A 24,334-nucleotide genomic window follows, 5' to 3' on the forward strand; every position below is an offset into this window, starting at 1 on the left:
AAAATGGCAACAGAAAACACACAAAATGCTTCACAAACTCTTTTCAGGTTTGTAAGCTTAAGAAACCCACAATTAACAGCAACTAAAAAAGAAAACCTTGGCTTTATTCTAAGACCTTCTACTTTACCCAGTGCTTTTGATGATAAAATAAACCCAAATGATTCTGCATTGGCAAAATTCCAGGCTTTGGAGCGTCTTGCAAAAGAGTTCAATCCCATTGGTTATGAATCTGAGCTAATTATCGAACAAGGTCCTTTAGCGGAAGCTTTAAAAATTGGTAGAAAAATCGCTAAAAGAGAAACACTCTCTACATCCGATGAAATAACAGCAAAGAGCCTTTATAACAGCAGTATCATCCAAAGTAAAGTTCCGGCAGTATGGGATAACTTGATGTATCAAACCGTTACAGAAGAGAATTTCTATGTAAAAGAAGCTTTGGTTCATATTTTAAAAGCTCTTCATTTCGGATACGCCGCCGACTTACCTGTAACTGAAGAATTAACAAAAATCAACGGTGCTGATTTAAAAGCTAAGGCTTTGGAGGCAAGAGTTGTATTACCTATGAAATTCTTCGGAGATGGCTACGAAGGTACAGCACCCACAGATCCTTCAAACCCTAACACCAACAATGCATTTCAGGTAAATGTTTCGCAAATTGGAGAAGGAGTAATCAGTGGAACGGATATTCCTGTATCAATCCAACATCAGCTGAAAGCGGAAGGAGACAAAATTTCAGAATTATCAAAACTTAATTTTGAAAAAGAAGGTCTTATGAAGTTGAAATCAGAATTGGAAAAAATCCAGGTTGTTTATGTAAAAGCTAAAAACAAAGCTTATGAGACGGCTTATCAAGCTTATCAGGAGCAATATAAAGAAGAAATTGATGCTTATAATGCGCAGCTAAGACAAATAAAATCTCAAATCACAGAAGGCATGACGCAGGCACAAATTGACGAATTGTATGAAGCACTTCAGCCATTAAACATTCCGCCTTTTGAATTTGTTTATAAAGATCAGCTTAATTTCGGGGATTTTAAAGCAAAACTTTCATTAGATTCTTTAAAATTATTTGTCAATATTTTCACCGAATTAGAAAGCGGAGAAATGCCTGTTGATGGTTATGATTTCTCAAATATCACTGCTTTAACTGACAGAAAACTGCAATTAGGAACTGCGGTAATTGAAATGATTGATTTCTACGATACTTATGTTGAAGTTTTTGAAAAATTAGATGAAGAATTATCGGCAAACACGCAATTATTATTTCAGAAATCACCTCTTCAGGAGCAGAAATATCTTAACCTTGGAAATGTTTTAGTTCCTGTAAGCAATTCAAGAAGTAACCTTTCACAAATTATTTCAAGAACATATTATCTAAAAGCTAGTTACGATCCAACTTTTTCAAGAACTCCTGCTTCATTTACGTTCTATTATCAGGCAGAAAGCAATTCTTATGCTTTAGGTTCTGCGAAAGTAACAGCTATTACAGATTTTGGAACTTTTGACGAAACATATTCTAATATTGAAATTGTAGATAATAAAGTAACCTTCCCTCCTATCTTGGTTGATAAATTTGGAAAATTAATCAGATCATTAAAAATTCAGATTTTCTTCAACAATGGGAAACAGGCAACGGTAGAATACACGGATATTATTATTGGTCAGCCTTATACAGGCATTTTATATGCAGAAGAAATCACTGTAGAAGATCCTGAAAATCCAGGAGAAGGCGGCGGAACTCCCCAGCCGGGAACCTTCTTTCCTAAACATTTCGGGGTAAAAAGATTGGGTATTGCAGATTATTTGAAAGTAGTACAAAGTACTCATGCCTATGTTGCAGGAGAAGTTACTCATATTGAAAACGTAATGGCTAAAGAGTTTAAACAAAAATCTACAAGAAAACTAAGAAGAAGCGAAATTCAAACCACTACTTCAAAGTCAACTGAAAGAGAAACTTTAAGCGATACAACGTCAACGACAAGAAATGATATGCAATCTGAAGTTGCCAATATTCTTCAGCAAGATATTAATGCAGAAGCGCATTTTAGATATGGCGGTGGAAAAAAACCATTTGAAGTAGGGGGAAGTTTCGCCTCCCATAATTCTAAAGAAACCAGTACAAGACAGGCTATTGCAAAATCTCAGGAAATCACTGAAAAAGCAACAGAAAGACTTCTTACTAAAGTTGCTGAAGAAAGAATTGAAAAAATCATTGAAGAATTTGAAGAAAACAACGCTCACGGTTTCGACAACAGAAATGGTGACAAGCATGTAATTGGCGTTTACAGATGGGTAGATAAAAAAATGAAGAATCAGATCTACAATTATGGAAAACGCACCATGTTTGAATTCATGATTCCAGAGCCGGCAAAATTACATCGTTTAGCAACTGCTGCTACTGTAACAGAAACATTAACAGCACCAATTGATCCTAGAATTGCGCCGCAACCATGGACCATGGCAGATCCAAAATCGGCAACTGTAGATCAGTTACAGCATTGGGCAAGCTATTATAATGTAAAATTAACTGAGCTTATTGAAGCCACGAAGAAATTCACAACAGGAGTTAACTGGATCAAGCTTGACGGGGATAACGGATATAAACATATTGCCATTAATATTCCAGATAATTATCAGGCAAGCCATGTGAAAATGTGGTACGGATTTGAAAAAGATGTAAAAGGAATTGCAAGATTATTTACAAGTAATTTCGCCGGAGGTTTTAATCAAATTGTTGAAACTTATTCTGATTCTGTTGACCTTATTGCAGATTTTGATCCTCAAAACCTAACGGGTTCTTACGACTTTATGTATCAGGGACACAATATCGATTCTGTAAATTTCAATTTTGAAGTTACATGCAAACTTTCCGATGCTTATATGAACGCCTGGAAACAAGAAAACTTTGATGCTATTATTCAAGCTTATCAAGAAGCATATACAGCTTTTAAGGAAAAACAAAAAGAATTGGAAGATGCAGCCAAAGAACAGGAAAAAGAAAATCAGGAAAAACTTTCCAACTTCTACCGTGATATGGAAAGAGTGATTCTTAAGCATAACTGTATTGCTTTCTTACTTCAGGATTATTCTGCTTTAGGCAAAAATCTTACTAATAATGGAACGACAATGCAGGATTTCAGCATTATTCTGGATGAAAATCTAGATCAATATACTGCTTTGGCAAAATTCATGGAACAGGCCTTTGAATGGACAATTATGGATTACACATTCTATCCTTATTATTGGGCAAACCGTAATGAATGGCAAACGATGTACCTGTCAAACAGTACAGATCCATTATTTAGAAATTTCCTTCAGGCAGGTATGGCGAGAGTTATTGTAACCGTAAATCCAGGTTTTGAAGATGCTGTTCAGTTCTTCTTAACAACCGGAAGAATCTGGAATGGCGGTGAAGTTCCCGTAATCGGCGACCCGATGTACATGAGTATTGTTGACGAAATGCGTGAGCCAGTAGGTTTAAAACAAGGAAAAGCATGGATCTCAACATTACCAACTTCTCTAAATATTCTTCAGAAAGATTCTGCAGGATTGGTAACCACAACTGCATTGCCATTCACACAGGAAAATCCTGAAGAATTTGAAGTTCCTTCAGATGTTGTTACAGAAACTGAGTTCTCAATTGTTGATTCTCAATTGAATTCGGGAGACGACAGATTTGTCGATAACATCGAATTAAATAACGGATTCCTTCAGTTAACTACAGATGACAATCCCAAAGAAGTCGTTGCACAGATTCCTTTATCTGATCTAAAACAAGCACTTCAATAATTCTGTTTAATCATAATTATGGGCAGAGTGTAAAGCTCTGCCCTTTTTATTAATCTTAAAATTATTAAAAATGAAAAATACAGAATATAAAGATGTTTTTGATTTTAGTGAAGAGGCTTTGTCGATGGAGAATAAATTCCAATCCTTCACATTTCCAACATTTAAAAATGCTTTTACTATAGGTGAAAATATCCGAGGAATGAATAATGTGAGCCCACTTGCAACAGCAAAGCTATATAATCAATCATCAGATGATATTTTAACTAAATATTATCCTGATTCTAATCCTCCTGTTGAGGGCACTTTTACTTACATTTCAGATATAAGAAGTGACTTAGCAAAATATATCAAAGACGTTCAGGACTTTTATTATTATGGTATAGTAGATATTGAACATTTTGCATTTAAAGTAATTTTATTTTCTTCTACAGAAGCAACAAAACTTAAAGAATGTTTTGAAGTTTGTAAACCAAAAGGAAATGAAATCTTAATCTTTGTTGAGGATAACTCATCAGATAGTGTTAGCGGAACTTATGGAGCTATCAGAATATCTCAGAATGTTTTAGATACTTTAAGCACCAAAAACAGTCTTGCTTATGACCTACAGGATAATGACAATGTATATAAACAGATTAAAAAGTTTGTTCCGAGCCTTACTGATGAACAAATTAATAGTTTATTTCATAAAGGGTATATAGAAGATCCCCGTATTAAAACAGCAAAAACGTTCTTTCAAATTGCATCTTTCTTTACCAGTGTAATTAGTTCAATATTTCCAAGCTTAGGCGTTTTTGTAAATCCTGCAGCCAGACAACTAACAAGCAGTATTTTAAAGGAAGTTATTGAAGAAATCGAAGACCTGCGCTTTGAAGAAAACAGATGGCAACCTAAACCTCCAAAACTTGATAATGGAGATTCAGATCCCAATTATCGTTATAATCCTATTCTTTCTATCGGGTCAGATAATGGTATCATAAATTTTTCAGAAATAGTTAATTATTTACAAGACAAACTAAAAGAACAGCACAACTTTGTAAGATCAAAATTAAAAATTAAAAAAGAATTTTCCAGATATGCCGAGCCAACCAGTCTTTTAGAATTTCTTTATAAAAAATATGTAGATGCCTATTATATTGCTTGGGATACAATAAATAAATTAAATGAAATTTCTAATCTGGAAGTTTTAAAATATGGTGTAAGAGCGTACAATGCATTATTATGTGGGGTTTGGAATGGTTTGATAGATGCGATCTCAGGATTATTTGCAATGGTAAAAATGATCTATGACGGACTTTCATTAGGAGCAGATTTCGCACAAAATGTCGAAAAATATTTACCTGTATTATTAGAACAATTTGATGAAGCTATACAAGCTATCCAAAACATTGATTTTACAGAAATTGCAAAATACGTTTATGAAAAAATAAAAGAAATAAATCTTACATTTGATCCGGTTGCTTGCTCATATTTTTTAGGTTATGCATATGGATTTATTTTATCTTTAATTATTGAAATTATTCTAACCGTTTTTTTAACAGGTGGTACAGTAACCGTACCATTAATTATAGAAAAACTGGAAGAAGTTATTTTCAGAATTTTCAGATTAGGTTTTGGAATTGCTAAAGGAGCTTTAAAAGCGGTAAGAACTTTTGCTAATTTTTTCTTGAAATCTATTAAAGATTTAATCAAAGGCTTCCAAGAATTGCTTAACTTCTTAAAAAAAGGTTGGGCTGAGATAAAACGAATGCTTGATGATGTTTTTAAAAGATCCATAAAACTAATGGATGAGCAAGCTTCAATTTTTATAAAAAAATTGCCTTCTAATATTGGAAAATTTGTAGATTTATTATCTAAAAATTTTCCTAAACTTCAAAAAAAGATCATCGATGGACTCTTAGTCATTGAATTTAAAGGAAATATTTTAGCAAAAATAAATCCAAAAGGTATTATAGTTGAGATAAAATACTTTAGAGAACTCGGTAATTATACATATTTTGCTGAACTTAAAAAAATAAAAATAGAGCTAGAAATAGTAGATGATTCAGGAAGAAAAATCATTAAGAATTATGAAGATACTGTGGAGGTAATGAAGAAGGGAGATGATGTTAGCTTTAGGGCAAAGTTTGAAGAAGGAAAAGTTCGAGATGGAGAATATATTAATTATACATATGAAAAATCTAATAGTAATCCACCATATGCAACCGATCCTAAAAGCAAATCAAGAGTAATAGATAAATTTTTAAAAGAAGGCGATGAGTTTTACATTGTTGAAAGTAAAACTCAAAATACACCTGGAGGTTTTTTAACTGATAAACCAATTTATACTATTAAAGATTTACGAGAAAAATTAGCAGTCTTAGAAAGTTGGAAATATCCGCAGCCCGGAGATCCCTTAGTTATTAGAAAATATAAAGTTTTAAAAGAATTTCAAGTAAGGGATGGATGGATTGGCCCAATGAAAGAAACAACTAAGGGAAGTGCTAACTTTGGCAAAGTTTATAAAGGTGGCAACCAACAGTATGAATCATTGAGAAGGTTTATACGTGAAGATGTTTTTATTCCAAGTGAAGATACATCAAATACCGGCAAAGCAATAGAACGAATTGAAAGTTTTACTAAAACACTTAAATAATAAATATGATAGAAAAAATAGAATTCTCTGTAGAAGGGCAAACACACACAAATATTTATAATAGAGAAGAATATTCATTATACTTGGAAAGGAGTAAAAAAGAGGATCTTGGTATTCATAAGGTTAAAACTTGGGTAAATGATGGGAAAATCGTAGTTCCTGAATATTTAGGAGGAACACCTTCTTATTTTTGGGATAGTATTGTAAAAATAATAGATCCCAAGAGTATTATTATTTTAAATAGTGATGCCTCTACTAGATTTATTGTACAAGTTCCTGAACTAATACAATTGGAAGAGTATGAAAAATATTTTGGGAAAAATACTTTTTTCAAAAGAGAAGATTACAGCACAAGATTTGTAAGAATAGATGATTATTTTAAATTTGAAAATAAATTCTACAACATTCTTATCATTGCGCTTGAAAATAAAAATAACCCTTTTGATGCTTATCTTCAACAAAGATATTTCGATCCGGATAAAGGTGAGTTTTTGCCTTTTACAAAATGTTTAATTCGAAGAACTCCCAATCGATATTCTTATACTGAAGAAATTGTAAATATATAATTTGATTGAAGTTTTGTTTCCTAATAAACATTTATAATCGAATAACTTAATCAAATCCACTTCCGAGATTTAATCAGAAGTGGATTTTATTTTGTCTATTTTTAAGGTATCGCTTCAAAATTAAATAATTATGAATATACAGTATATGACCCAACTAAAGGAAAATCCAGTTTTAGAAGGATTCAAAATAGAGGGTTTTCTTTGGATAAAATTAAACAGATTGAACAAAAATATAATCATGGGAAAGAGTTTCCAAAAGCATTTAGAGAATTTTTATTTTTGGCTGGAGATTTTAATAATATTGCCTTTGATGGTATTGACGGAAAGGGACTTACATAAAATTTAAAAAACAGTGAAAGAAGCTAGTGAAAATATTATTGAAAAGGAAGGTAACCGCTATGTTGGCAAAACCAAAGATGGAATTTTTATAGAAATGAGAGTTGATTTGAAAACAAAAGAAATTATAACTGCTTATATAATATTTGAATAATAAAAATGAAAAAAATAGAATTTTTAAATAATAATGGCTATAGATATGAAAATCCTACAGATGATAAATATATTTTATTAGGGCATTTCATAGGGCAATCAAGATCAGTTGAGGATATCCAAGAAACCATAAATATGCTTGAGGCTGTTAAAAGTGGTAATAAAACTTGGGAAGAAGTAATAAAACCATATAATGATATATTCCTTCAAATAGGTTATGATAGTGGTTATTTTAAATGTAATAAAAATACCGCGTACTTTATTTCTGATCAAAAACAATATACAACCTTTGAAATGCCTCTTAATGAAGTAATAGATCTTTTGGAAGAATGGAAAGTATTTATGGGTTAGCATTCCTAAAACTTTATCCACAAAAATAAAACACGACACCTTTTGTCGCATTAAGCCCATATATTTGTGGTAGAAACTTTAGCAATGAAAAAAGACTTTTACCTGACAAGATATGCCTTAATTATAAAAAGATTAGAAAGTTCTCCGGCTACCTATTCGCAGCTGGAGGACTATCTACTCAACTCCTTCGAATTTCAGGATGCGGGGATCAAGAGCTACTCTATTCGTACCTTGCAGCGGGATATTCGGGAGATTTCGGATCTTTTTAATCTTTCCATTCATAACAAAAAAAAGGGTGACAACCGATATTATATCGAGAGCCGTCCGATCATGGAAGTAGATGAATACAATCAGAAACTACTCGAATCTTTTCAGGTAAGCAATGCCCTGAATCTTCATCCGGATTTCTCAAATTTCATCTTCTTTGAATCCAGAAAACCAACCGGTGTCGAAAATTTTTACGATTTATTTTTCGCGATCAGAAATAAAAGAATCGTTTCTTTTGAGCATTACAATTACAAAAACAAGCTGATGACTTCGCGAAAAGTTCACCCTTTGGCATTAAAAGAGTCCAAGGACAGATGGTATCTTATTGCGATCGATACAAAAGATAAAGTCTTAAAATCTTTCGGATTAGACAGAATTAATTATCTCGATGTAAGCGACAAACAATTCAGGGAAAAGTATAAATACAATTTTAGAGAACATTTTAAAAATGCTTTCGGAGTAATGAATCTTACTGAGCAAAACCCTCAGAAAATCGTTATGAAATGCAGTCGCCATCAGGGAGAATATATCAAAAGTTTCCCTCTTCACCAATCCCAAAAAGAAACAAAGGAAACACCGGAAGAGATATTTTTCGAGTTTTTCCTACACCCTACCTACGACTTTATGCAGGAAATTTTATCCTATGGAAAAGAAGTTCAGGTATTAGAACCGAAAGGTTTAGTTGAAGATATTCGCAATCATTTGCAGGAATCTCTTAACCGCTATCTGGAAAGCTAGAAAGTTAGATTTTTCATATTTTTTGATTACATTTACACAAATATATCAAAGTGAAATCACTATTTCTTTGCCTTTTTTGTCTTATTTCTTCTTTTTGTTTCTCACAGCAGTTGGAAGAATTTAAGAATGTAAAGAATTATTACAACCACCATCGAGTTCTCCTTAATAATGAATTTAAGAAGAAATACGAAAACGAGCCCAATATTCTTTCTAAAGATGACATCAAGCGTGACTTTATATTTTTCATGAAAAAGATGGATAGCATAGAAAATATTGCACTTATCGGAGCTTTATTAAAAGTGAAAAATTTGGAGGATCTCGGAAATCTTAAGAGCAGAAATCTTAAAATAGATCCCAATGCAGATTTTATCCCGGTAACCGATAAAGCTGCGGATTATCCCGGCGGACTCAATGCTTTACGCGAAGAGGTTGTCAATATCTTTTATACCGATGGGGTGTATGCAGATGAAAAAATTGTGAAAGCCAATGTCGATTTTATTGTAGAAAAAGATGGAACGATCAGCAATGTCCAGGCTCAGGGCAATAATTTTACATTCAACAGACAGGCAGAAATTGCACTATATTCCATTTCGGAAAAGTTTTCACCGGCTATTTTTAAAGGAAATACGGTGAGATATCGTTTCAAATTTCCTTTAACTATGAGTTTTGAATAAATGTTTACCGACGAATATTTCATGAAAATGGCTCTCAATGAAGCCGAAATCGCATTAGAAAAAGATGAGGTTCCTATTGGTTGTGTGGTTGTTTCCAACAATAGGGTGATTGCAAGAGCACATAATCTTACGGAAACTTTAAATGACGTCACCGCTCACGCAGAAATGCAGGCCATTACTTCCGCAGCCAATTTTCTTGGCGGAAAATACCTGAAAAACTGTACTCTTTATGTGACTTTGGAGCCTTGTGTGATGTGTTCCGGAGCCCTTTCCTGGGCGCAGATTTCAAAAGTGGTTATTGGAGCCAGGGACGAACAGCGGGGCTTTATCAACAAAAATCTTTCCCTTCATCCTAAAACAGAAATTGTAACCGGAATTATGGAATACGAATGTTCTTTGATTGTGAAAGAATTTTTTAAATCAAAACGTTAATTACTTTTTAACAATAGAATACATCACAATATCGTAATATTCTTCACCTTTTTTGATGTGTTGCTTTAAAACAGATTCCTTTTGCATGCCTATTTTTTCCATGATTTTTCCGGACGCAGGATTGTGAGGAAAGTGTGTCGCAAAAATTTTGTTGAAATATAATTCTTTAAACCCAAAATCAAGAATCACTCTTGCCGCTTCCGTTACGAAACCATTGTTCCAGAAGGGTTTTGCAATCCAATAGCCCAATTCGGCTTTCCCGTCTTCCCGGTCATGAAGCCCGATGGCTCCGATGATTTTCTCCTCTTTATCACGAATGGCAAATGTAAATCCTTTCCTGGTTTCAAAGCCTTCTTTTGACATTTTTAACCAAATTTCAGCATCTTCTCTTTGATAAGGATAAGGAATATTGGAAGTAAGATCAGAAAAAATTTTATCCTGCAAATAATCAACAATAAAAGGAAGATCCTCTTCTTTCAATTGAGAGAGAATGAGTCTTTCTGTTTCTATTCTTGGAAATTCTTTCATTTTTTAAACTTATTTTTTAACCACAAAAGTTACAAAAGATTTTTTAACACGTTAGAACGCATTAGTTTTAAAGCTAAAAAAGTTCACATAAGAGAAAATCAAAGATTTTCAAAAATCATGTGATCTTCTTGCAGTTTAGTAATCAACTTAAAATAACTTGTGTTAAAAAATCTTTTGTAACTTTTGTGGTAAAATCCTAAATATCTTTTCCTAAAAAGTAAAGTCCTTTCAACGTATGAAGCCTGTCCATTATGTGGATTTTATCCGTTAAGGGTTTGTAGACATGGGAAACTCCGCCTGTTGCTACAACAAAGCAATCATCATTTACTTCATCATTGATACGGTCGATAAAACCTTCCACCATTCCTAAGAACCCATATACCATACCGCTTTGCATACAGGTTACGGTGTCTAGTCCTAAAACTGTTTTTGGTTTTTTCAATTCGATTTCCGGAAGTTGGGCGGTTTGGCTGATCAGGGAATTTAAGGCTGTTACAATTCCGGGAGCAATGATTACGCCAAGCGTTTCACCGTCTTCCGCAACACAGCTTGCCGTAAGAGCCGTCCCGAAATCAAGGACAATTTTCTTTCTGTCCGGATACATATTGTGAGCAGCAACGAGATTGGCATAAATATCCGTTCCCATCTGCTTAGATTTTGCGACCACTCCTGAAGGGGTATTCCTGTCGACAATCACCGGAGTAATATCATGGATTTTCTTAATCGCCGAATTCATCACCTTGGTAAGCTGAGGAACAACGGAACCGATAATTACTTTGCTGATTGCTTTAGGCTCCACTTTATACGTCTGATACAGCATCAGCATCTGAACATACAATTCATCCGCCGTCCTGTAAGGCTTAGTATTGATAACCCACGAAATATCACAATTGTCATCATCAAAAAGCCCAAACCTGATATTGCTGTTTCCTATGTTTATTACGATTGAATTCATTTACTTGTTTTTCAGTTCTTCGATTTCTGCTTTCAGTTCTTCGATTTGTTGTTCGTAATTAGCAATCAGCTTTTTTGAAACTTCAGAATATTCGTTAAAGATATTGTCATTAAATCCTTGAAATCCGTGTGCATTATCCTTATTCTCTTGATTAAAATTTTTTTGAGATTCTGTATCCAAAAGATCATTAAGCGGAGTTTCCAATATTTTGGAAATATCAACCAATCGTTCTACGGTCAGCTTTGTTTCTCCTGTTTCTATTTTGCGGTATGCCGAAGTACTCAGATCAAGATCCTGAGCCATATTCTCATAAGAGAAACCTTTTTTACTGCGGATTTCCGCTATCTTTTTGATAATCTTTTCCATAATAGTAAAAATACTTTTCGTAAAAGTAATAATTTTTCCGCGAAAGTGTGTTGCGTATTAAAAAAATTATTTTAGTATTGCAAAAAATAATTCAACACGAAATGAAAAACAAATTTATTTCATGGCTGTCGCTTATGGCAGTCTTTATTTTTTTGCTGCAATCCTGCAGAAATGATCAATTCCCCGAACAGGAAACACACAACAACGGCAGTGCATTCCGTTTAACTTCAAAAACTATTTCTTTAAGTGAAAGTAAACATTTTGCTAAACTTTCCACTGAATTGCAAAAAGCAGAGCAAACATTTAAAACTTTCAAAGCAAATGTTTCAGGTAAGGTTGTTGATTACGGAAACGGTGTTTCAATAGATACTGAACAAGTGATCTATATAGAAAACGGATCCAACTATCACACTTACACCTTTAAAATTAACAGAGAAAATGCTCCCGCGGATGCTCCTGTAGAAAACTTATTATTAACCCCTCTTCCGGATGGAACGTACAGGGAGTTTTTGGTAACCTATAATTTTACGGAGCAAGAAAAACAGATCATCCTTTCAGGTGGAGATGTCAGCCGAAAAGGAAAAGTAGAAGTGACAGAACTTGAAAAAGGAACATTTGGAAATCCTATGGGAAAACAAACATGCGGCTATCAGGATGTAGATGTTTATTTCGCCTGCTACACAGGAGATCATCATGCAGGAAATGAAAGCACCTGGGGAAGCTGTAACTGGGAGAGTGCAGAAGGGGGTGGAGGCTATCCTGCAAAGCATTATACAATGGTTGCTATGGTATGTACAGGAGATCCTGACCCTATTGATGATTCTTTCTATCCTATCGGTGGAGGAGGAAGCTCGGGAGGTGGTGGAATCTTTCCAAATCCAGACCCACAGCCGGAAGAACCGCCCTGTGTAGTGGTACCCTCTACCTCACTAGATCCAACATTAACAGATGAGAATGGATGTGCTATCGGTACTCCTACTTTGCCGAATCTGGGCGGGAATCCGAAGTATACTCCTTGCAATAAAATAAAGACTATAATAAGCAAACCACAAATAAAAAGTTCTCTTATTACTTTAAAAGAACATTCCGGGACAAGTTCAAAAGACGAAGGAGGCTTTCAGGAATTAAAAAGTGGAACTTTTCTACCAGGAAGTGTCATTGTCAACAATCAAATAGAATTTGGAATAGGACCCAACTCTTTGGGAACTGTGCATACGCATCAACTACCAACCATTGCTATGTTTGCACCGAAAGATATTATGACATTTTTACATATTGTGAGAGAACAGGATGCTAGTACTCTTGGGAATGCATACAGTGGTATGGTATCTTCTACCGGAACTTATTTTATTAATTTTACAGGAACGGCATCTGATTTGCCTCTTGCTATGACGGATGCTCAAGAAGAAGCCTATGTAAAAAATTTAGTTAAAGAATATAAAAAGCATCACATACAAATTTTGGAATCTGAATATAAAGGTTTTGGTCAAAAAGCCTCAAATTTAGGTCTTGAAAAATTATTTTTTAATATGCTTGAAAAAATGGGGTTAAAAGATAAAATACAATTAATAAAAGTAAATGAAGAAAACGGAAGTACTACAACTTCAACAATAGAACAAAACTCAAACGGAATTCCAGAAACAAAATCTTGTTAAAATGAAAAATATAATTTTAATTCTATTTGCAATAACTACATCTTCATGTAATGCTCAAAATTTACCATTAAGCACGAAATATAGTCAAATTCCCAATAATGCACATATAAAAGATTTAAATAATGACTTAAACAAATATGTGGGAAGTTGGAATGCTTCTGTAGGAGATAAACAAATACATCTTTATATTACAAAACAAGAAGATCGGCCTATTAATTTAATAAGTAAAAGTTACTATAGTGATGTCTTGGTAATTAAATATGAAATTTTAGTTAATAATCAAATAGTAGAGAGTACAAAGAATTATACTCTTGAAAATGCTAATATCACTAGTATGGATTTAGATATTGATGGTTCTATAATTTTTGATTATGAAGGAGGAAAATGTGGTGTTGGTTGGGGAATGATTGATGTAACATACATCGATTCAACACACTTGAAATGGAATTACATACCAGAATCAACAGTTATTACTAATATAAATTGTCCAGATTATCCTGCCGGAGGTATAAAAATAAATTTACCGGATGAACCTAAAGATATAATTTTTACAAAACAATAATTCAAGCCTCTGAAAAGAGGCTTTTCAAATGATGAACATGAAACAAATATTATTCTTTTTAGTTTTTTCACCTGCTCTTTTTAATTCTCAGGTTATCAAAGACTCAATTTTAGGGAAACCTAAATATGTGAAAGAATCAGTTATTTAGCAGAGAGTTTTGCATTTAAAAAAGCCGATGAATTATGGAAGGGTATGCAGACTAAACTGGAAAACTATATTAATTTACCACAAAATGGAGGGTTGGCTAATAAGTTAGAACCTAAAACATATAGACCTGCTTACTCAAAGATTAAAAACTATTTGAAAAATAAGGCCCCCTTATCAAGTTTAGGCTGTAATTAATTCTTAATCTATGAAATTTGCGGATAATATACATAAATTATTATTAACAACTATTGTTTTTGTTTTTATAAAAAATATTCTTCAAATATTTTTTGGTTTAATCACTAGTTCTCCTAATAAACAATATGATAGTTTAATTCTAATTAATCCTTCAAATTTTACTGGTTCAACCTTAAAATTTTATTTAATCTATTTTTTTCTATACGAAATATTAATTATTGGTATAAGTGCTTATTTTCTTATATATATCTGTTTATTTTTTATAATTAAACGGTTCGGTAATAAAATATCACTACAAATTCTATATTTATTATTCCTATATAATATTTCGATTCTTTTTTTTAATGTAGAAATAAACTTCTTTTGTATAGTAATAGTATTAGCTTTAGGATTAATGAATTGGTATGTTTTTAAAAAAATCATTAATTAACTATAATCTTATGATAAAAAAAATATCATTCATCTTTTTATTAAGTCTATATAGTTTAATAAACTCACAAGTATTCAAAGAACCATATTATTTTATTGGCCCTGATGAAATGCATGTTTATAAACAGTCTCATGACACGTTATATGCATCAACAACATTTTCTTTGGAGCCATTTAATATAAATAAATATAAAAGTCATTATAAGATTTGGGATGTTACCGAAAAACCATCAGATTTTATAGTGATAAAATTAGAAACCCTTGACAGTATTCCATTAACAACTAAACCTTATCCGGAAGACAGATTTAAAATTTCTATATACAAAAATAAGAATGGAAAAGAGCTTATAATGGTAAGAGATATTAATCATCTAACCAAACAAGCAATGATAAACTATAACACAGATACAATTCAATTAAAGAATAACATAGGAATGAATCTATATAGCTTATCTTATATGAAAGAATTAATAAAGCTAAAAAAGGTTATCACTAAAAAAGATACCGATAAAATTGATAATGAGCTTAATGATCCTAAATATATAGCATTTATTGAAAATTATAAATTAGAGAATAAATTACCTGATCCTTATGCTTCTATTTTAACAGCAAGTTTAATCAATACTGCCTGTTTAAATCTTGGATACAGTCCTATCGGAGCTAGTTTTTCCATGAATATTATCAATTCCAACAAAAAGCTGAAAGAAAAAGAAAAGATAATTGATGAATTTTATAAACGTATAAATCCATAAAAAAACCGCAGAAAAAATCTGCGGTTTTTATTTATCTTAAAAATCATTTCACCTCAACAAAATTATCCTCCAAATTCACATCAGCAATTCTCTGGCTGAAATCAATTCCCAATACCGCCAACTGGGCTTTTGTATAAGGAACTATCACCGTGTATTCTTTCTGTGTCCACGGCCAGTAAGGAATTGTCTTAAACTCGCCGTACGCATCTTTTTCCTTCCAGGTGTGTGTCATATTCATTGGAATCTGGTACGTGATAATTTTCTTATCTGTTGTCATTACACTGAAATCAATAGGCATCGGAATTTGTCCTTTATTCACCAAAGTGATGGTTGTGGATTTTGCATCGTATTTTACGTCTTTAATTCCGTAATCGATCGTTTTTGTCGTGTTGATCCAATAATTCTGGAACCATTTCAAATCCATCCCCGAAACTTTTTGGGCAATATGCAGGAAATCCCTGTCAGACGGATGCTTCATACTCCATTGATCATAATACTGCTTCAATGTTTCAGCTAAATTCTGCTCTCCCATAATGTAACCCAACTGCACCAGATACAACTCCCCTTTCACGTAAGAAGCATAAGAGTAAGAAGTCCCGTTATCATGGTGGTCGCCAAACCAAACGGCCGGTTCTTCGATTCCTTTTTTAATGAAATTTCTATAACCATCCACTGATTTTGCAAACGGATTCGGGAGATCTTCCGGAAACAATTGCGACATCACAAAAGTCTCGGCATAGCTTGTAAACCCTTCATCCATCCACGGACGCATCGGCTCATTCGTAGCCAACATCTGCTGATACCAAGAGTGAGCACCTTCGTGAGCCATCAGTCCCATTAACCCCTGAATATCTTTCGCCTCACCCAAAATCATCGTGCACATTCCGTATTCCATTCCACCATCACCTCCCTGGATGAAAGCGTAAGTGGGGTAAACATATTTCCCGAAATGAGAATTCATCAACTGGAAATATTTTGTCACATAAGGCTGAGCCTGTTCCCAAACTTTCGTTTTATCATTATTCTGGTATACAAAAAACACTTTCGGGCCTTGCGGAACATCAAAACTTTTCACAATATAATCTTTGTCGGCACTCCATGCAAAATCTAGTATATTTTTCGCCGTCCATCTCCATATTGTTTTATTTTTTTCGGCTTTAATTTTTGCGTTTGGATCATAGCCTTTTACTTCTGCCGGGTTTTCAAGGATTCCTCCGGCTCCGATTACATAATCTTTATTGATTTTAATGGTAACATCAAAATCTGCGAACGGCGCATGGAATTCCCTTCCTACATAATCAAACGTTGCCCAGCCATCATAATCGTACTCCGCAATTTTCGGATACCATTGCGTCATGGTCATATCAACACCTTCCTTGTTATTTCTACCGCTTCTTCTGATCTGCTGCGGAATCACGGCATCCCAATCCATCGTAAAAGTTGTGGTTGAATTTGGCTTAATCGGTTCTGCCAGATACACTTTCATGATCGTTTCCTGAATTTCAAACTTCAGATCTTTACCATTTTGTTTGATCCAATGAATATTTTGCGTTCCTTCCTGATCTTTAGGAATAGAAGCCAATCTTGAAATTCCGTCTTTCTGCAATCTTGAATCACCATTTTTCCCTTGATTTGCCACTCTTTGGTCCATCATAGAATTTGGTTTGAAAGCATTCCAGTACAAGTGGAAATAGACAACTTTCAGTTCGTCCGGTGAGTTGTTGGTGTATTCCAATGTCTGATTTCCAGTGTAAGTAAATTTTTCTGCATTTACATCAATGTTCATCTTATATTTCGCAGCCTGCTGATAATAAGGACCTTGCTGCGCCTGAAATTGTGAAATGATAAATGCAAACAGGATTGCAACCGATTTTTTCATTTAAAATTTTATTTTTTTAAAGATATGTAATTAAAATAATAACCTCAAATGTGGAGTTATGATGAGGTTTTTGTTTTGTTCGTTATGGTTTTAGATTGATTTTAAATTTAATTGTTAAATATTTTAAACACGAATATCACAATGTCTACACAATTTTAAGCACGAACAGTATTCGTGTTATTCGTGAAAAAATTAGTACTTATTTATGCTTTAGTTCAAAAGCTTTTTAATCAAAGTAATCTGCCCAAGATGATAGTAAGCATGTTCGATCATTCCATCAATATTCCTTAAATAAGTCCCGTACTTTTCATCAACAAATACTTCATTCATTTTAGAATCGGGCATTTGTTCCAATAAGGCTGCAAATTTTTCGGAATCCGTCCATAGTTTATTTAATAAAGCTTCCCATTGTTCCTGAGACTCAATTGGTGGAAGATCAAAACTGTATTTATCTTTTATTTCCAAATCGCCGCCTTCAAATACATTCACCAATCCTGCGACATAGTAATCAATATGAAAAGTGAGCATAGCGATGGTATTTAAAGAACCGACCTTTGTTGTTGCCGTTTCCCAGGCTACATCTTTAAGCTGATCTTTAAAATTAGTATTGGCAATCCATAAACCATCAAGCAATACTTCCCGAAATCTTTTGGCTAATTGTGAAGTTGAACTCATTGTTTTAATTTTTTTTAAAGATAATTAATTTGATTTACTCGCGGATTTTACAGCTGACGTAGTTTTTCCAATCACCCTTGTCAAGGTTTTGAACCTTGACAAGGATAGAAATTAGTGTAATTCGTGAAAAAACTAGTGCCATTTGTGTTTAAAAACAAAAAACCTCAAATGCAAAAACATTCGAGGCTTATATTTAATTTAAGAATAAACTATTTTTTAATAGAAACTTCCTTTTTTCCGTGTTGCAAAATTTTCTCCAAGATTCTCAACGTAATAAGATAAGTCGGCTTCACACCCGTAAGTCCCAAACCTCCCGAAGAAAGCGTACTTCCTGTTTCCAGAGGATTATCCGAAGCATAATACGCATAGCAGACGAACAGATCCGGTGCAATATGATGCCTGATTTTAGACGCCACCTGAATGGCTTTTTGATAATGAGCTCCTTCCATTTCAAGACCGATTGCCTTCCATGAAGTATTCATAAAATAAGAAAGAATATCCCTGTTTTGAAGTGAAGTTCCTAAAACGGTAATCATCGGACCTTCAAAAGCCTGCAATTCATCATCAATAAAATCATCCAGTTTTAAGGCATTTTCAAAAGGATAATTATCTGCCGTTCCTTCAAAAATATGGGCGGTCGGGATCATGATATCTCCTTTTCCACCGGCAAGAATTCCCGCTTTCCCCATGATAGAAACAGATTTTACCTTCATCATATACACCTCTTCTTTCTGCTCGAAAGGCCTCAACAATTCATCCATTACCTCAAAAGCCTGCTCGCCGAAAGCATAATCGAAAACCATGATCACATCGTCTCCACCGTATTTTATGTGTCCGAAAGGAGTATTCTTAAGATTTGTTTTGCTTAAATCAATAATCTGAACATCAATATTACTTCCGCTCTTGTCATTAATATAGATCAAACCTTCTTCCAAAGCATATTTTGAAACCTTGTCGCGAAGTTCTTTTTTATCAGAAATATCTCCGTATAATTTGTAATCAACTTCTTTAGGGTCTTTTTTCTTTAAAGCATCGTTTGCATACAGCATATTTTTCACCGAGTGCATGTTGGCAGAAATGATATGCAGCGGACGCATGTGAAGATCGTTTTCAAACAAAACTTCTTTCACTTTGTTGGCCCATTTTTCACCAAAATAATGATGTCCTACCCTTTCCTTTAATATCGCACTGAAATGAATTTCCCTTTCTCTCGTCTGTTTTGCATCCTCCAGGCTTACTTTTCCTAAGTTGTAGATGATTTTAAATAAACGGTCCGGATTGCTGTCATCCCCGAAAGTATTGTAAGCATTTAATGTCTCATCAAAAGTTCTTCCTATTAAAGAAGATAAATGAATAAGAGCAACCTCTTTTTCTCTTCTGCTGAATTTTTTTTCGCCTTTTACTACTTCTTCAATAATTTTAAAAGCGCGTGTCGGTTTCCAGTTTTCATCCTGAATGAAGGCCAGATTTCTAATTTTATCCGCTTCTATAAATAAAAATGTAAGGTGAGTAAGAATATCATAGATTTCCGAACGTCCTAGAAGAACTTCAATGTTCATCTGATGCTCATCGATTCTGTAGCAGTTTCTTCGTCTTTTTTTAGGTACTATTGGCTCGAAACTTCCTTTATCAAAACCTTCATCTGATGTAAGATGAATAAAAGCGCATTCTTCAATCCCTTCCGGAAGCCTGTCCAGAACGTACATCAAACCATCCAATTCCAATTTGCTCGGAATATTCATGCTTCCGTAAATTTCCGGATTAATGGTCTTCAACAAACTTCTGATACTCTCTCCTGAAACACCGGCGGGTTTAAAAAAACCTCTGTAAAAGAGGTGTCTCATAGAAATATACAATCTTTCAATTGCTTCCGTTGTTTCTCTTGCTCTAGAATTTGTCATAAAATAAATTTCACACAAATATACAAAATCTCCCTGCAACTTATTTTAAGTAACTTTTAATAAATGGTTTAACGTAATATTTATATATGTTATTAGTAATTGTAAGCGATCTTAATATGTAGTATCGGGTTTTAAACTTTATAATGGCTTTACCCCTTTTCAAAAACCAAATCACTGTTTAAAATTTATTTAAAATTAAAATTACCCCTTAAAATTTTAGGGTGAAAATATTTTCAATTCATTTTTTTTGTAAATTTGCCCTGTAAAAATTAACCTTATTATGTCAACTTTAAGATTCAAAGCGTTAGAAACCCTACCATTCAAGGACTTTAGAAAAGATAATTCTGTTGAAGTCCCTGCAAAATTGTCAGAATTATTCTGTCAGAATGTTTTCTCAGAAGAGACAATGAGAGAATATTTAACAAAAGAAGCATTCCAATCTATTTTGGATGCGATGAAAAAAGGAACTAAAATCCAAAGACACATTGCAGACCAGGTAGCTGTAGCTATGAAAGACTGGGCAATGAGCAAAGGAGTAACTCACTACACGCACTGGTTTCAGCCTTTGACAGGAAGTACTGCAGAAAAGCACGATTCTTTCTTCACCCCAATTGAAGGAGGTAGAGCAATCGAAAGATTCAGCGGAAACTTATTGATTCAGCAGGAGCCGGATGCATCTTCTTTCCCGAACGGTGGTATCAGAAACACTTTCGAAGCCAGAGGTTATACCGCTTGGGATCCTACTTCTCCAGCTTTCATTATGGGAACTACATTATGTATCCCTTCTATTTTCATCTCTTATACAGGAGAAACTTTAGATTATAAAGCACCTCTTTTAAGAGCGTTGAACGCTGTAGACGAAGCTGCAACCAACGTAATGCAGTATTTTGACAAAAATGTAACAAAAGTAACTCCAACTTTAGGTTGGGAACAAGAATATTTCCTGGTTGATTCAGCATTGTATCAATCTCGTCCGGATTTAGTTTTAACAGGTAAAACTTTATTGGGACACTCTCCGGCAAAAGGACAGCAATTAGATGACCATTATTTCGGTTCAATTCCTACAAGAGTAATGAACTTCATGAAGGAATTGGAAATCGAATGTATGAAATTGGGTATTCCTGTAACAACTAGACACAATGAGGTTGCTCCAAACCAATTCGAGCTTGCTCCAATGTTTGAGGAAGTAAACGTTGCCGTAGACCACAACTCTTTGTTGATGGATATCATGGCGAGAATTGCTCACAGACACCACTTCCATATTTTATTCCACGAAAAACCATTCGCAGGAGTAAACGGAAGCGGAAAGCACAACAACTGGTCTTTAGCAACTGACACAGGTGAAAACTTGTTAAGCCCTGGAAAAAATCCTAAGAAAAACTTACAGTTCTTAACGTTCTTCGTGAATACAATTAAAGCGGTTCACGAATATGCGGATCTTTTAAGAGCAAGCATTGCATCAGCAAGCAACGATCACAGATTGGGCGCAAACGAAGCTCCGCCGGCAATTATTTCTGTATTTATTGGGAGCCAGTTGTTCAGAGTATTGGAAGAGCTTGAAAAAGTAACGGAAGGAAAACTTTCACCAGACGAAAAAACAGATTTAAAACTAAATGTTGTTGGAAAAATCCCTGAAATCTTGTTAGATAACACTGACAGAAACAGAACTTCTCCATTTGCATTTACAGGAAATAAATTCGAGATCAGAGCGGTAGGTTCTTCTGCAAACTGTGCAGAATCTATGACGGTAATGAATACAATTGCGGCAAAACAATTAAGCGATTTCAAAAAAGAAGTTGATGCCTTAATTGAAACAGGTCTTAAGAAAGACGAAGCCATCTTCAACGTATTAAGAGAATACATCAAGCAGTGTAAAAACATTATGTTTGAAGGTGACGGATATTCTGATGACTGGGCGAAAGAAGCTGAAAAGAGAGGCCTGAATAACTGGAAAACAACTCCTGAAGCATTAAAGCAGGAAATGAATCAGAAATTCCTTGATCTGTATGAAGAAATAGGAATCTTCAATCATAGAGAGGTTGAGGCTAGAAATGAAATCAAATTAGAAAAATATTCTACTGTGATTGATATTGAAGCAAGAGTTTTAAGTGATATCGCAAGAAACCACATTATTCCTTCTGCTTTAAATTATCAGAACAGATTAATTGAAAATGTAAAAGGTCTTAAAGAAATTTTCGGAGATAAAGAATTCAAGACATTAGCAAAAGAGCAAATGAGTCTGATCACAAATATTTCTGAAAATGTATCTAAAATCAAGCTAGGTGTTGAAGACCTGATCAAGGCAAGGGAAGCGGCAAAAGCCGTAACAGACAGCCAAAAACAGGCAGAAGACTACTGTAACAAGGTAAAACCTCTATTTGATATAATCAGAGATGCTTCTGATGATCTTGAAATGATGGTGGATGATGAGCTTTGGCCAATGACAAAATACAGAGAAATGTTATTTACAAAGTAACATTTGTAAAGTTCCATATTAATTACACTCCCCGGCATTTTTCCGGGGAGTTTTTTTGTTTTATTAACAGATATAAAAGTTGGAGTTTTAAAACCTGAAGTACGATTAGTAAAGGAATTACATTTATTTTGTTAAAAAACCTTAATAAAAAAAACCGCACACTCACCGAAAATAGGCGGTTGCGGTTTGTTTTTCTTTAACATACTTAGATAATATGTTAAAATGTGTTAAAAATAGAACCTGATAATAATCATATCAAAGCCCTTTTGGCTGGAATACATATTTTTGTAATGCTTTTGAAAAATAATATTCCATTTTTAACACGGATAATCAAATATATATGAAGAAAAGAGTTTTGTTTTATTTAGTTGCTTTCGTTTCTACAGTATCGTTACAATCGTGTGTTACAAATTACGTAGTTTCAAAACCAGCAACTTACACTAAAGAATACAAAACAGATGCCAAACTAGCTTCTATCGACACAAAGAAAATGGAGCAGGATAAGCAGCAATTGATCAACTCATTTCTTGCTGAAAAGGCGGCATCTTTAGCTAATGCTAAAAATTCTATTAAAAATTCTGAAATTGCAAAATCAATCAGACACAATAAAACCATCGACAATATCCTTACAGAGGCGCAAACTTACCTTGGAACGCCTTACAGATACGGAGGAATGACAAGAAACGGTATCGACTGTTCAGCGTTTGTTCTTTCAGTTTTCGGGGCAGCAGCAGGGCTTAGCTTACCTAGAGTAGCAGCTTCTCAGGCTCAGGAAGGTGAAAAAATCGAAAAAAGCGAGCTTCAGAAAGGAGATTTGATTTTCTTTTCTCATGGCAGAAGAATTTCTCACGTAGGTATTGTAGAAAGCGTAACAGAAGACGGTGAAGTGAAATTCATCCACGCAGCTACTTCAAGAGGCGTAATGGTTTCTTCACTGAATGATTCTTATTGGGGACCTAGATACAGATTCGGAAAAAGAATTATCAATGAAAACGGAGAAGCTTATAACAATCTTGCAACGACGACTCCTGCATCAAACGGAACAAGTTTTTAATTTTAAATAATTGATTTAAATAATGAAACCATCAAAATTTTTGATGGTTTTTTTATTGCTCGTTGGTGAGACTCTCGAAACCAACAGCTGTATTTTTAACTACCCCGTCTTTTTGCCTTGCAAAAATCCACCCCTTCAAGGAAGGGGAATATAGCATCGCTAATACTAGCTTCTAGCTTCTAGCTTCTAGCTTCTAGCAAAATTAACTATTCCTGTCAATTTCAATATCGAATTTATGCAAAAGTCCATAAACTTCGGATAGAGAAAATTTAGCCTTTTTAAGCCTGTTCTGAGAAGGTTCTATTGAATAGTTGACTGAAGTCCTGAAATCTGCTTTTTCAAGGTTTGTATTCTCGAAAATAGCTCCGGATAAGTCGCATCCGCTAAATATTGCATTTGATAAATCACATTCTGCAAAATCAACTTCTATTAATTTTGAATTTTTAAATAAAGTCTTTTTAATGGTAGTTTTATAAAAGATAGAATTGTTTAAAGAACAACCATCAAACCTGAACGACATCCCGAATTCATTACAGTCATTAAAATGAAGCCCAAACATTTTGCATTCTTTAAAAACCACATCACGAAAAGCCGTTGTAAGAAGTTTTGCCATGCTCATATTGCATCCGATAAATTCACAGTCATTAAAGCTGAAACCGGAAAGATTTGCATATTCAAAATTGCAGTTCTTGAATATGCAGTTTTCGTATTCGCCTTTTTCTAAAGGTTGTTGGGTGAAGTCTGTGTTTTCGAAAGTTTGGTCCAGAACGTGTGCTTCTTTCATTGGAATTATGATTAATAGAATTTAAAAAAGAATATTAT

At 33.9% G+C, this 24,334-nt stretch carries 21 protein-coding genes; 14 read left to right on the forward strand and 7 right to left on the reverse strand.

Annotated features, from left to right (window positions below):
• Positions 1-3: 3 nt before the first annotated feature.
• The 9 genes from ATE47_RS16115 (at position 4) to ATE47_RS16150 (ending at position 9,938) form a co-directional block, all read left to right on the forward strand.
• Entirely contained in the window at positions 4-3,789 is a 3,786-nt protein-coding gene (locus ATE47_RS16115; protein ID WP_062162915.1) for a hypothetical protein, read from the forward strand.
• Between the two features lie 70 nt (positions 3,790-3,859).
• Positions 3,860-6,421, forward strand: coding sequence for a hypothetical protein (locus tag ATE47_RS16120; protein WP_062162916.1), 2,562 nt, complete (start codon positions 3,860-3,862; stop codon positions 6,419-6,421).
• A gap of 5 nt (positions 6,422-6,426) precedes the next feature.
• Positions 6,427-6,987, forward strand: coding sequence for a hypothetical protein (locus ATE47_RS16125; RefSeq protein WP_062162917.1), 561 nt, complete (start codon positions 6,427-6,429; stop codon positions 6,985-6,987).
• A gap of 201 nt (positions 6,988-7,188) precedes the next feature.
• A complete protein-coding gene (locus tag ATE47_RS19300; RefSeq protein WP_185097102.1) occupies positions 7,189-7,326 on the forward strand; it encodes a hypothetical protein in 138 nt (45 codons plus the stop codon).
• 13 nt (positions 7,327-7,339) lie between these two features.
• The gene (locus ATE47_RS19305) at positions 7,340-7,477 is read left to right on the forward strand and encodes a hypothetical protein (RefSeq protein WP_185097103.1); all 138 of its coding nucleotides are present in this window, start codon (positions 7,340-7,342) and stop codon (positions 7,475-7,477) included.
• 5 nt (positions 7,478-7,482) lie between these two features.
• Positions 7,483-7,827, forward strand: a complete 345-nt coding sequence (locus ATE47_RS16135; protein WP_062162919.1) for a hypothetical protein — start codon at positions 7,483-7,485, stop codon at positions 7,825-7,827.
• Between the two features lie 84 nt (positions 7,828-7,911).
• A complete protein-coding gene (locus tag ATE47_RS16140) occupies positions 7,912-8,832 on the forward strand; it encodes a helix-turn-helix transcriptional regulator (RefSeq protein ID WP_062162920.1) in 921 nt (306 codons plus the stop codon).
• A gap of 50 nt (positions 8,833-8,882) precedes the next feature.
• The gene (locus ATE47_RS16145; protein ID WP_228376288.1) at positions 8,883-9,506 is read left to right on the forward strand and encodes a hypothetical protein; all 624 of its coding nucleotides are present in this window, start codon (positions 8,883-8,885) and stop codon (positions 9,504-9,506) included.
• A complete protein-coding gene (locus ATE47_RS16150; protein WP_062162922.1) occupies positions 9,507-9,938 on the forward strand; it encodes a nucleoside deaminase in 432 nt (143 codons plus the stop codon). It begins immediately after the preceding gene.
• Here the strand turns inward: ATE47_RS16150 and ATE47_RS16155 are convergent, their stop codons facing one another.
• The 3 genes from ATE47_RS16155 to ATE47_RS16165 all read right to left on the reverse strand — a co-directional run bounded on the left by ATE47_RS16155 (position 9,939) and on the right by ATE47_RS16165 (position 11,787).
• Positions 9,939-10,466, reverse strand: a complete 528-nt coding sequence (locus tag ATE47_RS16155; RefSeq protein ID WP_062162923.1) for a GNAT family N-acetyltransferase — start codon at positions 10,464-10,466, stop codon at positions 9,939-9,941.
• Positions 10,467-10,662: 196 nt separating this feature from the next.
• Positions 10,663-11,421, reverse strand: coding sequence for a type III pantothenate kinase (locus ATE47_RS16160; RefSeq protein WP_062162924.1), 759 nt, complete (start codon positions 11,419-11,421; stop codon positions 10,663-10,665).
• Complete coding sequence (locus ATE47_RS16165; RefSeq protein ID WP_062162925.1) at positions 11,422-11,787, reverse strand: helix-turn-helix domain-containing protein; 366 nt, start codon at positions 11,785-11,787, stop codon at positions 11,422-11,424. It lies immediately after the preceding gene.
• Between the two features lie 101 nt (positions 11,788-11,888).
• On the opposite strand from ATE47_RS16165, the gene ATE47_RS16170 reads away from it, so the two are divergent.
• The 3 genes from ATE47_RS16170 to ATE47_RS16185 all read left to right on the forward strand — a co-directional run bounded on the left by ATE47_RS16170 (position 11,889) and on the right by ATE47_RS16185 (position 15,527).
• Positions 11,889-13,442, forward strand: coding sequence for a hypothetical protein (locus tag ATE47_RS16170; RefSeq protein WP_062162926.1), 1,554 nt, complete (start codon positions 11,889-11,891; stop codon positions 13,440-13,442).
• A gap of 1 nt (position 13,443) precedes the next feature.
• Entirely contained in the window at positions 13,444-14,004 is a 561-nt protein-coding gene (locus ATE47_RS16175) for a DUF6705 family protein (protein ID WP_062162927.1), read from the forward strand.
• 782 nt (positions 14,005-14,786) lie between these two features.
• Complete coding sequence (locus tag ATE47_RS16185) at positions 14,787-15,527, forward strand: hypothetical protein (protein ID WP_150114841.1); 741 nt, start codon at positions 14,787-14,789, stop codon at positions 15,525-15,527.
• Positions 15,528-15,570: 43 nt separating this feature from the next.
• Here ATE47_RS16185 and ATE47_RS16190 read toward each other — a convergent pair whose 3' ends face one another.
• The 3 genes from ATE47_RS16190 to ATE47_RS16200 form a co-directional block, all read right to left on the reverse strand.
• Positions 15,571-17,406, reverse strand: a complete 1,836-nt coding sequence (locus tag ATE47_RS16190; protein ID WP_062162930.1) for a M1 family metallopeptidase — start codon at positions 17,404-17,406, stop codon at positions 15,571-15,573.
• Between the two features lie 210 nt (positions 17,407-17,616).
• Positions 17,617-18,081: a hypothetical protein gene (locus ATE47_RS16195; RefSeq protein WP_062162931.1), complete on the reverse strand. Its 465-nt coding sequence runs from the start codon at positions 18,079-18,081 to the stop codon at positions 17,617-17,619.
• Between the two features lie 209 nt (positions 18,082-18,290).
• Positions 18,291-19,982: a DUF6909 family protein gene (locus ATE47_RS16200; protein WP_062162932.1), complete on the reverse strand. Its 1,692-nt coding sequence runs from the start codon at positions 19,980-19,982 to the stop codon at positions 18,291-18,293.
• 280 nt (positions 19,983-20,262) lie between these two features.
• Between ATE47_RS16200 and ATE47_RS16205 the strand changes: the two genes are divergently transcribed.
• The gene (locus tag ATE47_RS16205; RefSeq protein ID WP_062162933.1) at positions 20,263-22,458 is read left to right on the forward strand and encodes a glutamine synthetase III family protein; all 2,196 of its coding nucleotides are present in this window, start codon (positions 20,263-20,265) and stop codon (positions 22,456-22,458) included.
• A gap of 340 nt (positions 22,459-22,798) precedes the next feature.
• Complete coding sequence (locus ATE47_RS16210; protein WP_062162934.1) at positions 22,799-23,512, forward strand: C40 family peptidase; 714 nt, start codon at positions 22,799-22,801, stop codon at positions 23,510-23,512.
• Between the two features lie 202 nt (positions 23,513-23,714).
• On the opposite strand, the gene ATE47_RS16215 is transcribed toward ATE47_RS16210, so the two are convergent.
• Positions 23,715-24,296 carry a pentapeptide repeat-containing protein gene (locus tag ATE47_RS16215; RefSeq protein ID WP_062162935.1) on the reverse strand — a complete coding sequence of 194 codons (582 nt, stop codon included), beginning with the start codon at positions 24,294-24,296 and terminating at the stop codon, positions 23,715-23,717.
• Between the last annotated feature and the right edge of the window lie 38 nt (positions 24,297-24,334).

The sequence above is a fragment of the Chryseobacterium sp. IHB B 17019 genome, assembly GCF_001456155.1.
Taxonomy (GTDB): domain Bacteria; phylum Bacteroidota; class Bacteroidia; order Flavobacteriales; family Weeksellaceae; genus Chryseobacterium.